The sequence below is a fragment of the Micromonospora sp. WMMD754 genome (genome assembly GCF_049315235.1).
GTDB lineage: Bacteria > Actinomycetota > Actinomycetes > Mycobacteriales > Micromonosporaceae > Micromonospora > Micromonospora sediminicola.
Window position 1 is genome coordinate 1,597,089 of record NZ_CP186058.1, and the last position, 17,334, is coordinate 1,614,422.

Annotated in this window: 20 protein-coding genes; 5 read left to right on the forward strand and 15 right to left on the reverse strand. The window is 75.3% G+C overall.

Going from position 1 to position 17,334, the window contains the following annotated elements; genetic code table 11:
• Positions 1–26: 26 nt before the first annotated feature.
• The 4 genes from ACN27B_RS07580 to ACN27B_RS07595 all read right to left on the reverse strand — a co-directional run bounded on the left by ACN27B_RS07580 (position 27) and on the right by ACN27B_RS07595 (position 3,370).
• The gene (locus ACN27B_RS07580; RefSeq protein ID WP_099163398.1) at positions 27–920 is read right to left on the reverse strand and encodes a septum formation family protein; all 894 of its coding nucleotides are present in this window, start codon (positions 918–920) and stop codon (positions 27–29) included.
• A 214-nt stretch (positions 921–1,134) separates the two neighbouring features.
• Positions 1,135–1,563 carry an aspartate 1-decarboxylase gene (gene panD / locus ACN27B_RS07585; RefSeq protein ID WP_099163397.1) on the reverse strand — a complete coding sequence of 143 codons (429 nt, stop codon included), beginning with the start codon at positions 1,561–1,563 and terminating at the stop codon, positions 1,135–1,137.
• A gap of 29 nt (positions 1,564–1,592) precedes the next feature.
• Positions 1,593–2,441: a pantoate--beta-alanine ligase gene (gene panC / locus ACN27B_RS07590; protein WP_422744104.1), complete on the reverse strand. Its 849-nt coding sequence runs from the start codon at positions 2,439–2,441 to the stop codon at positions 1,593–1,595.
• The gene (locus ACN27B_RS07595) at positions 2,441–3,370 is read right to left on the reverse strand and encodes a Rossmann-like and DUF2520 domain-containing protein (RefSeq protein WP_396823119.1); all 930 of its coding nucleotides are present in this window, start codon (positions 3,368–3,370) and stop codon (positions 2,441–2,443) included. Before ACN27B_RS07595 ends, panC begins: the two co-directional genes overlap by 1 nt.
• A gap of 256 nt (positions 3,371–3,626) precedes the next feature.
• On the opposite strand from ACN27B_RS07595, the gene ACN27B_RS07600 reads away from it, so the two are divergent.
• Together ACN27B_RS07600 and ACN27B_RS07605 are read left to right on the forward strand one after the other, a co-directional pair.
• Positions 3,627–4,592, forward strand: a complete 966-nt coding sequence (locus ACN27B_RS07600) for an SAM-dependent methyltransferase (protein ID WP_422745867.1) — start codon at positions 3,627–3,629, stop codon at positions 4,590–4,592.
• A complete protein-coding gene (locus ACN27B_RS07605) occupies positions 4,589–5,758 on the forward strand; it encodes an NADH-quinone oxidoreductase subunit D (protein WP_172967897.1) in 1,170 nt (389 codons plus the stop codon). Before ACN27B_RS07600 ends, ACN27B_RS07605 begins: the two co-directional genes overlap by 4 nt.
• Before the next feature lie 13 nt (positions 5,759–5,771).
• Here the strand turns inward: ACN27B_RS07605 and ACN27B_RS07610 are convergent, their stop codons facing one another.
• The 4 genes from ACN27B_RS07610 to ACN27B_RS07625 all read right to left on the reverse strand — a co-directional run bounded on the left by ACN27B_RS07610 (position 5,772) and on the right by ACN27B_RS07625 (position 10,630).
• Positions 5,772–7,820 (reverse strand): hypothetical protein, encoded by a 2,049-nt coding sequence (locus tag ACN27B_RS07610; RefSeq protein WP_422744106.1) that lies wholly within the window; start codon positions 7,818–7,820, stop codon positions 5,772–5,774.
• 129 nt (positions 7,821–7,949) lie between these two features.
• On the reverse strand, positions 7,950–8,954 hold the full coding sequence (locus tag ACN27B_RS07615) for a glycine betaine ABC transporter substrate-binding protein (protein WP_098747605.1): 1,005 nt from the start codon (positions 8,952–8,954) through the stop codon (positions 7,950–7,952).
• Between the two features lie 211 nt (positions 8,955–9,165).
• Positions 9,166–9,888: an ABC transporter permease gene (locus tag ACN27B_RS07620; protein ID WP_422744109.1), complete on the reverse strand. Its 723-nt coding sequence runs from the start codon at positions 9,886–9,888 to the stop codon at positions 9,166–9,168.
• A 55-nt stretch (positions 9,889–9,943) separates the two neighbouring features.
• Positions 9,944–10,630, reverse strand: coding sequence for an ABC transporter permease (locus ACN27B_RS07625; RefSeq protein ID WP_099163391.1), 687 nt, complete (start codon positions 10,628–10,630; stop codon positions 9,944–9,946).
• A gap of 2 nt (positions 10,631–10,632) precedes the next feature.
• On the opposite strand from ACN27B_RS07625, the gene ACN27B_RS07630 reads away from it, so the two are divergent.
• Positions 10,633–11,631: an ABC transporter ATP-binding protein gene (locus ACN27B_RS07630; RefSeq protein ID WP_091568659.1), complete on the forward strand. Its 999-nt coding sequence runs from the start codon at positions 10,633–10,635 to the stop codon at positions 11,629–11,631.
• 63 nt (positions 11,632–11,694) lie between these two features.
• On the opposite strand, the gene ACN27B_RS07635 is transcribed toward ACN27B_RS07630, so the two are convergent.
• From ACN27B_RS07635 to folP, 7 genes are all read right to left on the reverse strand, one after another.
• Positions 11,695–12,186 carry a hypothetical protein gene (locus tag ACN27B_RS07635; RefSeq protein ID WP_396823122.1) on the reverse strand — a complete coding sequence of 164 codons (492 nt, stop codon included), beginning with the start codon at positions 12,184–12,186 and terminating at the stop codon, positions 11,695–11,697.
• 81 nt (positions 12,187–12,267) lie between these two features.
• On the reverse strand, positions 12,268–12,570 hold the full coding sequence (locus tag ACN27B_RS07640) for a hypothetical protein (RefSeq protein WP_091568655.1): 303 nt from the start codon (positions 12,568–12,570) through the stop codon (positions 12,268–12,270).
• 75 nt (positions 12,571–12,645) lie between these two features.
• Positions 12,646–13,875, reverse strand: a complete 1,230-nt coding sequence (locus ACN27B_RS07645) for an ABC transporter permease (protein ID WP_099163389.1) — start codon at positions 13,873–13,875, stop codon at positions 12,646–12,648.
• A 116-nt stretch (positions 13,876–13,991) separates the two neighbouring features.
• Positions 13,992–14,480, reverse strand: coding sequence for a DUF3180 domain-containing protein (locus tag ACN27B_RS07650; RefSeq protein ID WP_172968059.1), 489 nt, complete (start codon positions 14,478–14,480; stop codon positions 13,992–13,994).
• Between the two features lie 38 nt (positions 14,481–14,518).
• Positions 14,519–15,046: a 2-amino-4-hydroxy-6-hydroxymethyldihydropteridine diphosphokinase gene (gene folK, locus ACN27B_RS07655; protein ID WP_422744114.1), complete on the reverse strand. Its 528-nt coding sequence runs from the start codon at positions 15,044–15,046 to the stop codon at positions 14,519–14,521.
• Positions 15,043–15,402: a dihydroneopterin aldolase gene (folB, locus tag ACN27B_RS07660; RefSeq protein WP_422744116.1), complete on the reverse strand. Its 360-nt coding sequence runs from the start codon at positions 15,400–15,402 to the stop codon at positions 15,043–15,045. Before folB ends, folK begins: the two co-directional genes overlap by 4 nt.
• Entirely contained in the window at positions 15,399–16,274 is an 876-nt protein-coding gene (folP, locus tag ACN27B_RS07665; protein ID WP_422744118.1) for a dihydropteroate synthase, read from the reverse strand. The genes folB and folP overlap by 4 nt, the downstream gene beginning before the upstream one ends.
• A 358-nt stretch (positions 16,275–16,632) precedes the next feature.
• On the opposite strand from folP, the gene ACN27B_RS07670 reads away from it, so the two are divergent.
• Positions 16,633–16,947 carry a hypothetical protein gene (locus ACN27B_RS07670; protein ID WP_091070155.1) on the forward strand — a complete coding sequence of 105 codons (315 nt, stop codon included), beginning with the start codon at positions 16,633–16,635 and terminating at the stop codon, positions 16,945–16,947.
• Positions 16,948–16,961: 14 nt separating this feature from the next.
• Entirely contained in the window at positions 16,962–17,324 is a 363-nt protein-coding gene (locus tag ACN27B_RS07675; protein WP_099163385.1) for a hypothetical protein, read from the forward strand.
• The last annotated feature ends 10 nt before the right edge of the window (positions 17,325–17,334 follow it).

Sequence of the window (17,334 nt, forward strand, 5' to 3'; positions counted from 1 at the left end):
CACGGGGGCGGGACGAGTGGTTTCGGCTACCTCGTCCGGAGCGGCAGCCCGGCCGGGCCGGCGCCCTTCAACGAGGCGGTCACGGTGCGGTCGCTGAGCCACAGGTAGCACCGGACGCCCCGGTCGCCCACCGCCCAGCGGGCCGCGCCGGGCGGGCGCACCACCACGCCGCTGCGGTAGCGCAGGACCGGGTCGGCGGGCACGCCGGTCCAGCGCGCGACGGCGCCGTAGCAGCCGTCGTAGAGCGGCGCCCAGTCCGCCGGCCGGCTCGGGTACGGGCGGGCCGGCGCGAGCCAGACGCCGACGAACTCGGCGTCGTGCGCCACCGCGCAGTCGACCGGGGTGAGCGTCTGCACCCGCCGCCGGTCCTGGCCGGTGCGCTGGCAGCCCAGACGCAGCGGGGACGGCGGCTTGAGCGCGTCCCGGAGGCTGCCGGTGCGGGTCACCACGGTGGCCGCCGCCTCGACCGTGTTCAGCTCGGTCAGGTCGCACCGGAACCAGCGGGAGCCGGCCGTCCAGCCGGCGCCGGTGGGCACCGCCACGGCCAGCCGGAGCCGCCCGGCCCGCCAGTCGTCGCCGACGAAGCCGCTGGCCCGGGTGTCGCACTCGGCGAAGGCGGTGCGCAGCTCGGGTGAGTCGAGCGGGGGCGGCGTGGCCCGGCCGACGGTGAACGCCCCGACGTGCACGGTCTCCACCCGGTGCGGCAGGTCGCAGCCGACCGGGGCGTACGCGGCCAGGCCGACCGTCGGGGTGAAGTCGGCGACCTGGCACACCCCGGCCGCCGGGGTGAACGGACCGGGCCGACCCATCGGCGCCCAGTCGTCGGTGAGGTCCCCGTCCAGCCCGCCCGAGGAGGCGCACCCGACCAGCGCCGCTGTCGCGACCACGGCGGCGAGCAGGCCCCGCGTCACACGGCCCATCGCGCCTCCCCCAGCCCGACGACCGTCGATTCCGACGGTCCGCTCAGGGTAGCCGAAAATGACCTTCCGGTAACAGACCGCGCCGGCCCCCACCTCCGACCCCGTGGATCTTGCAGTTACGGCCCGGATGAAAGGTGCAGACCGGGCGAACGAGGGGCCGAAAGTGCAAGATCGACGGGCGGGGGCGGGGGCGGGGGCGGGGGCAGGGGCGGGGTCAGTTCAGGGCGGCGGCGAGGGGGTTGGGGACGGGGTCGCCGGCGGTGCCGGGGGCGGCGGTGGTGGGGTCGGCGGTCAGGTCGACGACCCTGTTGTCCGCGTCGACGTGCACCACGCGGGGCTGGTAAGAGCGCGCCTCGGCGTCGTCCATCTGGCCGTACGAGATGAGGATGACCAGGTCACCGGGGTGCACCAGGTGCGCGGCGGCGCCGTTGATGCCGATCACGCCGCTGCCCCGCCGGCCCGGGATCACGTACGTCTCCAGCCGGGCGCCGTTGGTGATGTCCACGATCGCGACCTGCTCGCCGGGGATCAGGTCCGCCGCGTCGAGCAGGTCCTCGTCCACCGTCACCGAACCGACGTAGTGCAGGTCGGCCTGGGTCACCGTGGCCCGGTGGATCTTCGACTTGAGCATGGTCCGGAGCATCGGGGTGCCTTTCCGCGTTCGTGGTGGGGTCAGGGACGCGGCGCGAGGTGGAGCGCCGTGTTGTCGATCAGTCGGGTGGCGCCGACCCAGGCGGCGATCAACAGCCGGGCCGGGCCGGAGACCGGACCGGGCTCCAGGCCGGTGTCGGTGAGCACCAGGTAGTCGAGGCGGGCGTCCGGCGTACCCGGGTCGAAGGCCCGGTGCGCGGCGGCCAGCACCGCCCCGGCGTCGTCGCCCCGCTCGGCCGCCGCGACACCCGCGCGCAGCGCGGCGGACAGGCTCAGCGCGGCCCGCCGCTCGTCGGCCGACAGGTAGCGGTTGCGGCTGGACAGCGCCAGGCCGTCCGGCTCCCGCACGGTCGGCACCCCGACGATCTCGGTCGGCACGTCGAGGTCACGGACCATCCGGCGCACCAGGGTGAGCTGCTGGTAGTCCTTCTCGCCGAAGAAGGCCAGGTCGGGGCGGGTGAGCTGGAGCAGCTTCATGACCACGGTGAGCACGCCGTGGAAGAAGCCGGGCCGGCTCAGGCCCTCCAGGTCCTCGCCGAGCGGGCCCGGGTCCAGGCGCACCGTCGGCTGACCCTCCGGGTACATCTCGGCCACCGGGGGCGCGAACACCAGGTCCACCCCGGCCCGCCGGCAGATCTCCAGGTCGGAGTCGAGCGTGCGCGGGTAGCGGTCGAAGTCCTCGTTCGGGCCGAACTGCAACGGGTTCACGAAGATCGTCACCAGCACGTGGTCGGCCCGCTCGCGGGCGGCCCGCAGCAGCGTCTCGTGCCCGGTGTGCAGCGCGCCCATGGTCATCACCACGCCGACGGTGCCGGTCAGCCCCTCCCGGGCCGCCGCCAACTCCTTGCGCGTGTGCAGCACGTCCACCATCAGGCAGCCACCTCGATTCCGTCCAGCACGTCCCGCAGCGACGCGGCGTCCGCCGGGCGCAGCCGGCCCGCCGCGACGGCGCGGTCCGCCGTCCGTCGGGCCAACGCCAGGTAGGCCGGCACGGATTCCGGCGCGGTCCGCGCCAGCCGGTCCAGGTGCCGGCGTACGGTGCCCGCGTCGCCCCGGGACACCGGGCCGGTGAGCGCGTCGTCGCCGAGCCGCAGCGCGTTCTCCAGGGCCGCCCGCAGCAGCGGGGCGAGCACCTTCTCCGGCCGGTCCACCCCGGCGTCGCGCAGCCGGTCGGCCGCCTCGTTGACCAGGGTGACCAGGTGGTTCGCGCCGTGCGCCAACGCCGCGTGGTAGAGCGGCCGGTCGGCCTCCCCCACCCACTCCGGCACGCCGCCCAGGTCGGCCACCAACCGGGCCGCGAACGGGCGCAGCTCGGCCGGCGCGGTCACGCCGTAGGAACTGCCGGCGAGCCGGGACAGGTCGTCCGGCGTACCGGTGAAGGTCATCGCGGGGTGCAGCGCGAGCGGCCGGGCGCCGGCCGCGGCGGCCGGGGCCAGGACGGCCAGCCCGTGCGCGCCGGACGTGTGCGCGACCACCTGGCCGGGGCGCAACGCGCCGCTCGCGGCCAGGTCGGCGACCACGTCGGCCAGGGCGTCGTCGGGTACGGCCACAATCAGCAGGTCGGTGGCGGCGCGGGCCACGGCGGCGGCGGAGCGGAGCGGGGTCTGCGGCAGGAGCAGCGCCACCCGGGCCCGGCTGGCGCCGGAACCGCCCGAGGCGGCCACCACGCGGTGACCGGCGGCGGCGAGGGCCGCGCCGAGCACCGAACCGACCCGGCCGGCGCCGAGCACGCCGACGGTGAGGGTGCGGGGGAAGGCGAGCGGGGCGCGAGTGGCCCGCGGGCGCAGCGGTGCGCTCATGGCAGCGATCCAGTCCTCGAAGGGGGTACCGGTCGATGGCAAGTATGCGCCCGGGTGACAGACCGGAAACAAGAAGGTGTGAAAACCTTCACCGACCGCCCGAAGCGCCCGCCCCGGTGGCGGAGGAACCCCCCGTACGGGTACGTCCGCGCCGCTCGACGCCAGGTCGGCGGGTCGCCGGACGACCCCGGCCAGGGCGGGCCGTAGGGTCGGCCCGGTGACGTCCGGGTACCCCGCGCTGCGCTGGCGCGACGCGATGGAACGGGCCCTCTACGGGCCGGACGGCTTCTTCGTGGCCGGCCCCGGCCCCGCCGCCCACTTCCGCACCAGCGTGCACGCCTCACCGGTCTTCGCCGCCTGCCTGCTGCGGCAACTCGCCGCCGTCGACGAGGCGCTGGGGCGGCCGGCCCGGCTGGACGTGGTCGACGTGGGCGCCGGCCGGGGCGAGCTGCTCCGCGCGCTGCTGACGCGGGCCGACCCGGACCTGGCCGACCGGATCCACCCGGTCGCGGTGGAACGCGCCGAACGCCCCGCCGACCTGCCACCCGGCATCGACTGGCGCCACGAGATCCCCGAGGGGATCACCGGCCTGCTGCTGGCCACCGAGTGGCTGGACAACGTCCCCCTGGACGTCGCCACCCCCACCCCGGACGGCTGGCGCCACCTGCTGGTCGACCCCACCACCGGCCACGAGACCACCGGCCCCACCGTCTCCCCCACCGACACCACCTGGCTGACCCACTGGTGGCCCCCCACCCCGACCCGGGCGGAGGTGGGGAGGACCAGGGACGAGGCGTGGGCGGAGGCGGTGGGACGGGTCGAGCGGGGGCTGGCGCTGGCGGTGGACTACGGGCACCTGCGGGACGCCCGGCCCCTGGACGGGACGCTGACCGGGTACCGGGACGGGCGGCAGGTGTCGCCGGTTCCCGACGGGTCGTGCGACGTGACCGCGCACGTCGCCATGGACTCGGTGGCCGCCGCCGGCGCGCGGGTCGCGGGGTGCGCGTACACCCTGGTGTCGCAGCGGGAGGCGCTGCGGGCGCTCGGAGCCGACGGCGGCCGACCACCGCTGGCGCTGGCCTCCCGGGACCCGGTCGGCTACCTGCGCGCGCTGGCCGGTGCGTCGGCGGCGGCCGAGCTGACCGACCCGGCCGGACTCGGCGGGCACTGGTGGCTGCGGCAGCCGGTCGGCGTCGCGCCCGAGGCGACCATGGCACGATGACGGGCATGACCACGGACGCCGGCGACCTCCGCGAGCTGACCGTCGGGACCGGCGCCGGCGGTGAGCAGCTCGGCACCGACATGGTGCTCAACATCGGGCCGCAACACCCCTCGACGCACGGCGTGCTGCGGCTGAAGCTGGTGCTCGACGGGGAGCGGGTGGTCGCCGCCGAGCCGATCGTCGGCTACATGCACCGGGGGGCGGAGAAGCTCTTCGAGGTACGCGACTACCGGCAGATCATCGTGCTGGCCAACCGGCACGACTGGCTGTCGGCGTTCTCCAACGAGCTGGGCGTGGTGCTCGCGGTCGAGCGGTTGATGGGCATGGAGGTGCCGGAGCGCGCCACCTGGCTGCGGATGGCGTTGGCCGAGCTGAACCGGGTGCTGAACCACCTGATGTTCCTCGGCTCCTACCCGCTGGAGATCGGCGCGATCACGCCGATGTTCTACGCGTTCCGGGAACGGGAGACCATCCAGGCGGTGATGGAGGAGGTCTCCGGCGGCCGGATCCACTACATGTTCAACCGGGTCGGCGGCCTGAAGGAGGAGGTGCCCGCCGGCTGGACCGGCCGGGCCCGCGCCGCCATCGCCGAGGTACGCCGCCGGATGCCGGATCTGGACCACCTGATCCGGCGTAACGAGATCTTCCTGGCCCGTACCGTCGGGGTCGGCGTGCTCTCCGCGGCCGACGCCGCCGCGTTCGGCGCGTCCGGGCCGGTCGCCCGGGCCTCCGGGCTCGACCTGGACCTGCGCCGGGACGAGCCCTACCTGGCCTACGACCAGCTCGACGTGCCGGTGGTGACCAAGACCGCCGGGGACTGCCACGCCCGGTTCGAGGTGCTGCTCGACCAGGTGTACGCCTCGCTCGACCTCGCCGAGCAGTGCCTGGACCGGGTGGACCGGATCTCCGGGCCGGTGAACACCCGGCTGCCCAAGGTGGTCAAGGCGCCCGAGGGACACACCTACGCCTGGACCGAGAACCCGCTCGGCATTAACGGCTACTACCTGGTCTCCCGGGGCGAGAAGACGCCGTGGCGGCTCAAGCTGCGCACCGCCTCGTACGCGAACGTGCAGGCGCTGTCGACGCTGCTGCCCGGGTGCCTGGTCCCCGACCTGATCGCCATCCTCGGCTCGATGTTCTTCGTGGTCGGCGACATCGACAAGTGAGCCCGGGGCGCGGTCAGCGCCAGCGGTCGTCGGTGTCGCGGGGCGGCTGACCGTAGCCGCCGGGCTCCGGCCGGCGCCACTCCGGCTCGGGCTGCCGCCACTCCGGCTCGACCTCGCGCCACTCCGGCTGGCCGCTGCGCTGCGTCGGCGGTCGCCACTCCTGCGGTACCGGGACCCCGCCGGCCGGCAGCGCCGGGTGGCTCTCCGGCGACCAGCCGCCGCCCGGTGCGCCACGGACGGAGGCCCACCGGTCCTCGACCCGGTACTCGGTGCCCCCGCCGTCCTCGTGCACCGCGGCCCGCCGCTCCCCGACCCGGATCTCCCGCCCCCGGTCGTCGTCGCGGACCGCCGCCCAGCGGTTGCCGGCGGCCCGCACCTGCGACCAGTGCGCGCCGTCCGGCTCGGCCACCTGCGCCCGCCCGGCCTGCTCCGCGGGCGGCCAGGAGCGGTCGCCTCGCGCCCCGCCCGCCGCCGGACCGGTCCGGTCCTCACCCGGGCCGGACCAGTCGCGCTGCTCGTCCGCCGGCCGGTCCGATACCGGGCCCCGCGACCAGTCGTCGTCCGCCGGCCAGCCCCGCTGGCCGCCCGCGGCCCGGCCGACACCGGCCCAGGGGTGCTCGCGCCCGTCGCCGGTCCGCGCGTATCCGTCGCCGGACGGGCCGGGTCGGTAGCCGTCACCCGACGGGCCGGGTCGGTAGCCGTCGCCGGACGGGGCGGGCCGGTAGCCGTCACCCGACGGGCCGGGTCGGTAGCCGTCGCCGGACGGGGCGGGCCGGTAGCCGTCACCCGACGGGCCGGGTCGGTAGCCGTCGTCCGACGGGGCGGGCCGGTAGCCGTCGCCGGGCGCGCCGGCCCGGTAGCCGTCGTCGCGGGCGCCGTCGTCGCGGGGCCAGGTCCGTTCCGCGCCCGGGACGGACCGCAGGCCGCCCAGCCAGCCGTCCTCCTCCGAGCCGGACCATCCGGATCGGGCCGGCTCGTCCCGGCCCGACTCGCGGTGCCCGACGCCCCGGTGGTCGGCCGCCTCCGTACCCCTCGGCCGGTCGTCCGCTCCCGGTGACCAGCGGCCGGCGAGCCCGCCGTACCGGCTGCCCGCCGGTTCGCCACCGTCGACGATGGTGTGCCGGGTGGTGACGTGCACCGTCTCGGTGTGGTGGACCACGCCGACGGGGCGGGACTGCTCCGGCCGGGCCGGCTCGGCCACCCGCGCCGCGCCGTAGACGCCGGCCGACGACCGGTCCTGGCCGTATCCGCCGGGCGACGGCCGGTCCTGGCCGTACCCGCCGGCCGACGGCCGGTCCGCGCCCGGCGCGCCGGCGGACGGCCACTCCGTGCCGCGCGGGTCGGACCGGGCCGGTTCGGCGCCGTAGCCGGCGAACCCCGGGCGGTCCGCGCCGGAGCGGTCCGGGTCGGCCCGGTAGCCGCCCGGCTCCGCGCGCTCCCCGGCGTACGGGCCCGACGGGTCGGCGTCGTACGGCTCGGGCCGGCCCCAGCCCGTACCGGCGTGAGCGTCGGGGCGGTCGACGTCGTGCCGGGACGCGTCGTCGGCGCCGTAGCGCGCGCCCGACGACCGGCCCGGGGCGTCCTCGTCGCGGCCGGCCGGGTGCGCCCGTCCCGCGTCGTACGCGCCGGCCACCGGCACCCGGGCCCGTCCGCCCGGGCGCTCATCGGCGGGCGCGGCGGCCAGACCCGCGGCTGCCGCGTCGAGCCGCTGACGCACCGCGCCGGCCGTCTCCTCCGCCCGCCGAGCCTGGTCGAGCGCCTGATTGCCACGTTGGGCGGCGGCCACGATCTCGGACCGCAACTCGCGCCGGAGCTGCTCCAGCTCCTCGCGCAACTCCTCGGCCCCGGCGTCACCGGAGCCGTTCTCGGCCCGCAGCGCGATGGAGAGACCGATCAGCACCACGGCGAGGATCGCCAGCACGGCGCCGAACCGCAGCGTGCCGTTGCCGTCGGCGACCAGCAGGATGAGCGCCGCCAGGGGCGCCAACCCCACGCCGATCCAGAACAGGACGGTCAGCGGCGTCGGGGTGCGCTTGTCGGCGGGGGCGACCGAGGCGGGCATGGCTGAGCAGATTACCGAGAGTTCCACCGGAGGGGAACGGGTCGACGCGATCGGATGCACGGTCGCTGACCAGCAGCCCCGTCGGGGATCGCCGCCGGCCGGCCGGTTCGACCGGCCGGCGGCGACGGATCAGCTCGTGGCGAGCGCCGCGTCCGAGGAGAAGACGAGCCCGACGCTGGCGGCGCCGGTCTTCAGCGCGTTCTTGGTCTGCGGGCCACCCGCGTCCAGCGAACTGAACGAGCCGGCCTTGAAGTCGTAGACCTCGACCAGCCCGGCCTGGCACTTCGGCCGCTGCGGGCACTCCGGCGGACCGGCGAGCACGGTGGCCTGCCCGGAGCACTTCGCGGCCAGGTCGGAGAGCGTCGACAGGCCGTACTTCTCGGCGAAGGCCTTGGTCACCGCGAACGCGTTCTGGTCCTGCGCCTGGGAGGGCTGGCCGAACACCAGGCCCGCCTTGTCGCCCTCGGTCTTGAGCGCGGCGACGGTCTTCTCCAGCTCGGGGGACGAGACCGGCTGGGCGTCCTTGCCGTTGGCCTTGGTGTTGAGGAACTCGGCCATGGTGGCGGCGTATTCCGGGACGACCTGGACCTGGCCCTTCTCCAGGGCCGGCTCGTAGAGCTCCCGGTTGCCGATGGTCTGCACCTTGACCTGGTAGCCGGCCGCGGTGAGCGCGATCTTGTAGAGCTCGGCGACGGTCTGGCTCTCGCTGAAGTTGCCCGCGCCCACCGTCACCTGGCCGCCCGGACCCTTCTCGATCCCGTCGGTCACGCCGTTGGCGGCGGCGAACTCCTGCGCCGCCACCTGGGGCGTCTTCCGGTCGACGTCGACCGCCCGGTTGAGCTGGATCAGCTTGGGGGTGTCGAGCTTCGCCGAGACCTTGTCCAGCGCGGCGACCAGCTGCGGCGTCGCCGCCTTCTTGTTGATCGCGGGGAGGACGTTGTCGGTGTTCTGCAGCTTCTTGTCGTCGGTGAGGACGACCAGCTGGTCACCCGCCACCGGGGCGCAGCCGGCACCCGAGGCGCCCGCCTCGGGAGCGTCGGTGCCGGACGAGCCGGCGTCACCGCAGCCCGTGAGGAGAGTTGCCGCGGCGAGGGCGCCGAAGGCCCCCGCGGCCAGCCGTGCACGTGCGCGCATCAGTGCCCGCCTTCCGTGTCCCGGCGCGACCCCGATGGGGGCCGGCCGCGTGTCCGACGGGCGATCCGGACGGCCGCCCGCGACTTCACCCAACATCCTCCGGACCCGACCGACAAACTCGGAGCGGTTTTCGTCATCCGATCGTCACCAGCGGGTCGGATGCGCTGTGATGCCGGACTCACCGACGGGCCGGCGAGGGGCCGCCGGAAGATCAGCCGCCGGCCGTGGCCGCGGCCGCGCGGCGGTTCGCCCGCCGGCTGACCCGGCGCAGCGGGCGTGGCGTGACCACCCGCTCCAGCACCGCGAGGATCCCCTCGACCAGCAGCGCCAGGCCGGCCACCAGGACACCGCCGGCGATGATCTGGCCGCCGCCGGCCGCGATGTCCAGCCCGAACCCGGCCCGGATGATCTGGCCCAGCCCGCCACCGTTGACGAAGGATGCCAACGCCGCGGTCGCCACCACCTGCACGGCCGCGGTGCGGAACCCCGCCGCCAGGTAGGGCACCGCGAGCGGCAACTCCACCCGGCGCAGCACCTGCCCGCCGGAGAGCCCCATCCCGCGCGCGGCGTCCCGGGCCTCCGGGTCGGCCTGCCGCACCCCGGTGTACGCGTTCGCCAGCAGCGGCGGCACCGCGAAGACCGCGAGCGCCACCACCACCGCCGACCGGCCGAACCCGAGGAAGGTCAGCGGCAGGATGGTCAGCAGGGCCAGGGTCGGGATCGCCAACGTGACGTTGGAGACCAGCAGCACCAGCCCGCCGCCCCGGCCGCTGTGGCCGAGCCAGAGGCCGATCGGCCACGCCACCAGGCAACCCAGCAGCACCGCCAGGGCGGACATGCTCAGGTGCTCGCCGAGGCGGTCCAGCACGCCGCCGGGGTTGGTCCAGTTCAGCGGGTCGTTCAGCCAGAGCACCGCCTGCTGCACCGGGTTCACCGTGCCTGCCCTCCGTTCGCGACTGCGGGGCTCCGCTGCGCTGCACTCCTCGCGCTCACCGGACCCGCCCGCGCAGCCACGGCGTGAGCAGCCGGCCCACCCCCGCCAGGACCAGGTCGAGCACCAGCGCCAGCAGCACGCAGAGCACCGTGCCGGTCATGATCTGCGCCTTGTAGAAGTTGTTCTGGAAGCCGGCGAAGATGAGCTGGCCCAGCCCGCCCCGACCCACCACCACGCCCACGGTGACCAGCGCGACCGTGGAGACGGTCGCCAGTCGTACGCCGGTGAGGATGCCGGGCAGCGCCAGCGGCAGCTCGATCCGGACCAGCCGGCCCCAGCGGCCGTAGCCCATGCCCTCGGCGGCCTCCCGCACCTCCGGTGGCACCTGGTTCAGGCCGGCCAGCGTGTTGCGCACGATGACCAGCAGCGCGTAGAGCGCCACCACGGTGAGCACGGTGATCGCCCCGATGCCGAGGTAGGGCGCGAGGAAGGCGAACAGCGCCAGCGACGGGATCGTGTAGAGCACGCCGGTCAGCGCCAGGATCGACGCGGCCAGCGAGCGGAACCAGTACGCTGCCACCGCGAGCGGCAGCGCCACCAGCGCGGCGATCACCACGGCCCGGGCGGTCAACCAGGTGTGCTCGCGCAGCGCGGCGAGGATGGTGTCAGAGTTGTCCCGCACGTACTGCCAGGAGAACCACGGATTGCCCGGGGCGGCCCGGTAGCTCAGGTGGAGGAACACACGTGGACGTTACCCCGGGCACCACCGCCGGTCACGGCGCCGCCTCGATCACGCTGGAGCGCATCCGCAAGCGCTACCCGGACGGCACCGAGGCGGTCCGCGAGCTGAGCCTGGAGGTCAAGGCGGGCGAGCTGGTGGTGCTGATCGGCCCGTCCGGCTGCGGCAAGTCGACGGTGCTGCGGATGATCAACCGGCTGATCGAGCCGACCGACGGCCGGATCCTGCTCGGCGACGACGACGTCACCCGGGTCGACCCGGTGACCCTGCGCCGCCGCATCGGATACGTGATCCAGAACGTCGGCCTGTTCCCGCACCAGACCGTCGCCGCCAACGTGGCGACCGTGCCGGGGCTGCTCGGCTGGCCGCGCGAACGCACCCGCGCCCGGGTCGGCGAGCTGCTGGAACTGGTCGGCCTCGACCCGGCGCAGTTCGGCCGGCGCTACCCGCACGAGCTCTCCGGCGGGCAGCGGCAGCGGGTGGGCGTCGCCCGCGCCCTCGCCGCCGACCCGGTGGTGCTGCTGATGGACGAGCCGTTCTCGGCCGTCGACCCGATCGTGCGGACCCGGCTCCAGGAGGAGTTCCTGCGGCTCCAGGCCGAGGTGCGCAAGACCATCGTGCTGGTCACCCACGACCTCGACGAGGCGGTCCGGCTGGGCGACCGGATCGCGGTGCTCTCCGAGGGTGGCGTGCTGGAGCAGTACGACAGCCCGGCCGCGCTGCTCGGCTCGCCCGCCTCGGCGTTCGTCCGCGAGTTCGTCGGCGCCGACCGGGGCATCCGCCGGCTGGCGGTCACCCCGCTGACCCGCGCGGTGCTCGACCCGCTCCCGGCCGACGGCGGGACCGGGCTGCCCACGGTGCCGCTCGGCGACTCGGCCTACGACGCGCTGGGCGCGCTGCTCACCTCCGGCGCCGACCACGCGCTGGTCACCGAGGACGGCAGCCCGGTGGGGCTGATCGCGCGCAGCCGGGTGCTGAGCCTGGGCGCGGTGGACGGCGCCTGACCGGCCCGCGCGGCCGGCCGGACCGGTCACCGGAGGATCAGGCCCGGCCCGCCGTACGGCGAGTCAGGCCCGGCCGCCCAGGCTGGCCAGACCGACGATCCAGCCGGCGAAGAAGCCGTACGTGACGCCGCCGCTCGCGGCCTGGAAGGCGGCGAAGAGCGTGCCGTGCGGTCCGAGGAGCGTGGCGAGCAGGGCGGTGATCCCGCCGGCCAGGGCGTACGCGCCCCAACCGGAGAGGAACTGGCTGCCCGAGGCGGCCACCCGGTCCACCTGCGGGCCGGGCAGCAGGTAGAGCAGCGCCGCGGCGACCACGAGCAGCAGGATCGCCCGCAGGTTGGTGGTGAGCAACCCCTCGTCGGCGTGCCACCGCCAGGCCGGCCAGGAGAGCAGCCGCAGGAACCAGCCACCGGCTCCGGTCGGGTCGGTGCTGCCCTGCGCCCAGTCCCCGTACATCGGGCTGCCGCCGACCGCGACGAGCAGGAACGCGGCGAGCGTGCCGGTGCCGGCGGCCGTGCCGTACCGGGAGACGGTGCGGGGGCGGTTGGTGAGGGCCATGGAGCGGTCAGTTCCCGGGCCGCCGCGCCGGGCAAACCTGCGCGTCCGCGCGACCGCCGTCGGCCGGCGGGCGGCCACGGGTCAGTGCTTCATCAGGTAGTCGATGAAGGCGGCGCGCAGCAGCGGCGCGGACTCGTCGTAGCCGTGCCCGGTCAACTCCCGCCACAGCGCGTTGGCCTCGTCGATGGTCGGCCCGACCGAGTTCGGCGCGCCGTCCAGGGCGGCGGCCTCGTCGGCGTTCGGCAGGTGCCGCAGCACCGACCAGAAGAACCCCACGTCGCGACGCTCCCGGGCCAGGTGGAACGCCTGCTCGCGCAGCTCCTCGGTGGAGAGCTTGTCGAGCTCGTCGAAGGTACGGCCGCCGGGGGCAGGAGTCTCGCTCATGCCGCCGAGCCTAACCGGCGAGATCAGCTCCGGCCCGCCGGACGCGACCCCCGCCGGAGCCGACCCTCCTCGACGTCAGCGGTCGGCGTCCCAGCGCCGCGGCTCGCTCTCCCAGCGGGGCGCCTCCCAGGCGTCGACCGGGGTGTCGGTCTCGCGTACGGGCAGCACCGACGGCCAGGTGTCGGTCGGCTCGGGCGTCGGGGTCGTCGTCCAGCCGGTGCTGATCCGGCCGTCCCCGACCGGGCGCGGCGGGCCGGGCACGGCCGTCACGTGCGGGGCCGGGCGGGGCCGGCCGAACGTCTCGACCAGCCGGGTGACCAGCAGCCCGGCGCCGAGCACCGCCCCGCCCAGGGCCCACCGGCCGATCGACCAGTCGTGCGCCACGGTCCAGGCCAGGAACACCACCACCAGGCTGACCGCGATCAGCGTGCCGAAGACACCGCCGCGCCGGCCGTACGCGCTGGTGCCGCCGAGCAGGACCGTGCCGACCGCCAGCACCGTCCAGTCCAGCCCGGTGCCGGGGGCCACCGGACCGTCCCCGTTCGCGGCGATCAGCACTCCGCCGAGCATCGCCAGCACCGTGGAGCCGACGAGCGCCAGCGCGGTCACGACGGCGGCGACCGCCCCGCGCCGCCGGGCCGGGTCGGTGACCGGACGGAACCGGCCGATCAGCCGGCGCACCGGTTTGATCGCACCGAAGAGGCCACCGAGGACGGCCACCGCGGCGAAGCCGACGAAGAGGTAGAGCGCGGTGCGCCGGGGGTCGTACTCGCCCTGGACCGCGACCGGGGCGGTCCGCCGCTCCAGGTAGACGATCACGCCGGCCGCGCCGGCCAGGCTCGCCGCCCAGCCCGGCACGTGCAGCACCACCACGACCAGTGCGAGCGCCAGCCCGCCGACCGCGGCCACCGCGAGCGCCGGGAGCAGCGCCTCCCGGGCACCCCGGTCGCCCTGCTCGGCGAAGTGCATCGCGGCGGCCAGCGCGACCGGACCGACCGCCAGGTTCACCGCGGCGGCCCGCAGGCTCAGCCCGGCGGCCAGGGTGAGCAGGCCGAGCCCGGCCACGTCGACGAGCAGCGTCTTGAGCGCGCCGCCGCGCAGCGCGTCCGCGTCCTCCCGCCAGAGCAGCCAGGTCACCGCGGCCAGCCCGGCCAGCAGCAGGAACTCCCAGACCACGTGCACCGCGATCCGGTCCCGGCCGGGTTCGCCGTGGGACGGGTCGTCGAAGACGTTCTCCAGCACGGCGGCCGGTACGCCGGAGGAGGTCTCCGGTGACGCGGTCCGGTCCGCCTCGTCGTACCCCATTGGCCGCGCCTCCCAGGTGGCCGCGTCCGGCCCACGGGCGGGCGGACCGGTGGCGGCCGTCGCTCTCCGGTCGCCAGGGACGGTACCTGCGGGCCGGGGTGTGGGGAACCCCCTGATCAGAGGCGCCCGCGCGGGGTCTCCCGGTCGCCCGGCTCGCGGTCGGAGTCGTCCTCCTGCTCAGGCACCCGGCACGACCGTTCCAGCCAGAGCGCCGCCGCGACCAGGGCCAGCGAGGCGACCAGCCCGGCCACCGCGGCGGGGCGGTCGCCGACGGCGGCGTTGGTCGGCTCGACGAAGAGCCAGCCGGCCAGCCCGGCGTAGAAGCCGGCGAAGATCGCTCCGGCCAGCGCGGACGCCTTGGCGAGCACCACGAAGCGGGCGACCAGCAGCGGGTTCACCGGCTCCCGTCCGGGTCGCCGTTCGATCCGGCCCCGGGTGTTGACCGCCGCGTAGCCCTCCAACACGGCCAGCCCGGCCAGCGTGATCACCGGCAGCCAGGGCAGGTCGGCGGCGAAGTCGCCGTAGAAGTTGCTGATCAGCAGCCAGGCCACGGCGGCGGCGGCCAGACCGGCCACCACCAGCGTGGAGACCCGGGTCGGCCCCATCCGGAAGCGGTCGGGATCCTGTGGGGACCGGGTCGTACTCATGTGTCCGACTCTAGCGTCAGATCCGGTCGCGGGCTCAGTTCCAGGGCGTCGGCGGCCAACGGCTCGGCGTTGAGCAGGTCGGTCAGCCAGCCGTGCCCGGGTAGCCGGCCGTGCGGCTCGATGTCGATCCACGGGCGCAGCACGAAGGCGCGCAGGTGGGCGCGGGGGTGCGGCAGGGTCAGCTCGGGGTCGTCGTTGAGCACCGGGTGGCCGGCGTCGTCCCAGACCGCGATCACGTCCACGTCGAGCGTGCGCGGCCCGTACCGCCGGTCCGCGTCGCGGGTGCGCCCGGCCGCCGCCTCGGCGGCCCGGGCCCGCGCCAGCCAGTCGCCCGGCGTCGCCGCCGGGTCCGCGACCATCACCGCCGCGTTCAGGTACGCGGGCTGGTCCGCGTCCCCCCACGGTGGAGTCTCGTAGACGCCGGAGACCAGCAGCACGGCGTCGCCGAGCGCGGTCACCGCGCCGCGCAGGTGGTCGAGGCGGTCGCCGAGGTTGCTGCCGATCGACAGCACGGCCCGGGTCACCGGGTACGCCGCATGGTGACGGCCACGTCCCGGAAGGCGTGCGGGATCGGGGCCTCCGGCTTGTGCACGGTCACCGTCGCGGCGGCGACCAGCGGCTCGGCCAGGCAGACCGCGAGCAGCCGGTCGGCGAGCGTCTCGATCAGGTTCACCGGGTCGCCGGTGATCACCGCGACCAGCCGCTCGGCCATCTCGCCGTAGTGCACGGTGTCGGTCACCTCGTCCGAGCGGGCGGCCGGACCCAGGTCGAGCTCGAGCACGGCGTCGACGACGAACTCCTGGCCCTGGGCGCGCTCGAAGTCGTAGACCCCGTGCCGGCCGTGCGCGCGCAGGCCGGTCAGCTCGATCCGGTCGGTCATCGGTCCCCTCCTCCGGTCGCGCCGGCGCCCGCGGTGGCCAGCCGGGGGCGGCCGGTGGCACGCCAGACGGCGAGCGCGTCGGCGGTGCCCCGGACGTCGTGCACGCGTACCCCCCAGGCGCCGGCGGCCACGGCGAGCACACTGGTCGCGATCGTCGCGGCCTCCCGGCCGGCGGGGGGGCGGGGCGCGCCCGCCGGGTCGGTGAGCAGCCGGCCCAGGTAGGACTTGCGGCTGGCCCCGAACAGGACCGGGAAGCCGAGGTCGACCAGCTCGGGCAGGCGGGCGCTGAGTTCCCAGTTGTGCGCGGCGGTCTTGGCGAAGCCGAGCCCGGGGTCGACGACGATCCGGTCGGCGGCCACGCCGGCGGCGAGCGCCGCGTCGACCCGCGCGCCCAGCTCGGCCCGGACGTCGGCCACCACGTCCGTGTAGTGGGCCAGGTCGCGCATCTCGCGGGAGTGGCCCCGCCAGTGCATGAGCACCCACGGGCACCCGGCGTCGCGGACCACGCGGGCCATGTCCGGGTCGGCGAGCCCGCCGGAGACGTCGTTCACCACGGCCGCGCCGGCGGCGAGGACGGCCTCGGCGACCCGGGCCCGGCTGGTGTCGATGCTGACCGGGATGCCGGCGGCGGTCAGCTCCCGCACCACCGGCAGCACCCGGGCGGTCTCGGTCTCCGCGTCCACCCGGTCGGCGCCGGGCCGGGTGGACTCGCCCCCGACGTCGACCAGGTCCGCCCCGTCGGCGCGCAGTCGCACGCCGTGTGCGACGGCGGCGTCCAGATCGGCGTATCTGCCGCCGTCCGAGAAGGAGTCGGGCGTGACGTTGAGGACGCCCATCACCACCGGGGTCTCCGCCCGTACCAGATCGGTCACGGACCCGACAGTACCGTTCGCCGGCAGGACTTCCGGCGGCCGGGCGAGCCCCGGGCCGAGGGCCCTGACGTGCTCATTGGAACAGGTGTACGATCGGTCGTCCGGGTCGTTACGGGTCCACTCTTCGCGGCTTGTCGCAAAGGTGGCCGGCCCGTACGCTTTGGAATTGCCCAGCATCGAGATGGCGAAGCCTGGAGGGAGGGCCGAAGCGGGACGAATCCCCCCAGAGCTCGCCACGCTCCGTGGTGAGTGACGGACCCAGCGTCGACGGCGCTGTCTCTGACGAGCACCATCCCGCCAGGCTTGCCTAACTGCACCACCGCGGCACCGCCGGCCGCGACCTTTGGGGAGGTTTCCAGTGATCGCCATCGAGCTCATGGCAACGGCGTCGACCGCCGTCGACCACGCGCTCCACACCCTGGCGTCGACTCCACTCGCCGAGCCGGCCCCGAAAGGCATCGACACCGACAACGTCGTCACCTTCTTCGCCAGCAAGGTCGCGCCGATCCTGCTCGCCGTGCTCGGCGTGATCTTCATCGGCCGGGCCAGCCGCGGTGAGATCTCCAAGGTGCTGACCAGCTCGGCCATCGCCATCATCGGGCTGGCCTTCATCGCCGGCGCGGCCACACTCTTCTTCGTCGGTGACTACCTGATCAACCTCATCTTCGAGTAGGGCGTTGGGCGACGATGCGGCTGCGCACCGACGACGACATCTACCGGGCACGCCTCGTCTACCTGGGCCCGCCCGGCTACACCCTTCCCGTCCACCTGCCGTACGCCCAGTACGGCCTGTTCATGCTGCTCGTACCCCTCTACGTGTTCATCCACTGGTTGTTCACGCTCCAGATCGAGCTGTTCCCCGCCTGGGAGATCTCGCTCGCCATCGTGACGACCTCGTTCATCTTCCGGTACGTCGACCCGGACCGGCCGGCGCGCATGGTCATCCGGACCGCGCTGACCGACTGGCGACGCACCCGGGAGCCGGCCGCCGAGCTGCGGGACCCGCGCCTCGTCGCGAGCCGGATCAGGATCCGGGAGGAACTGGCATGACCAGGCGTAC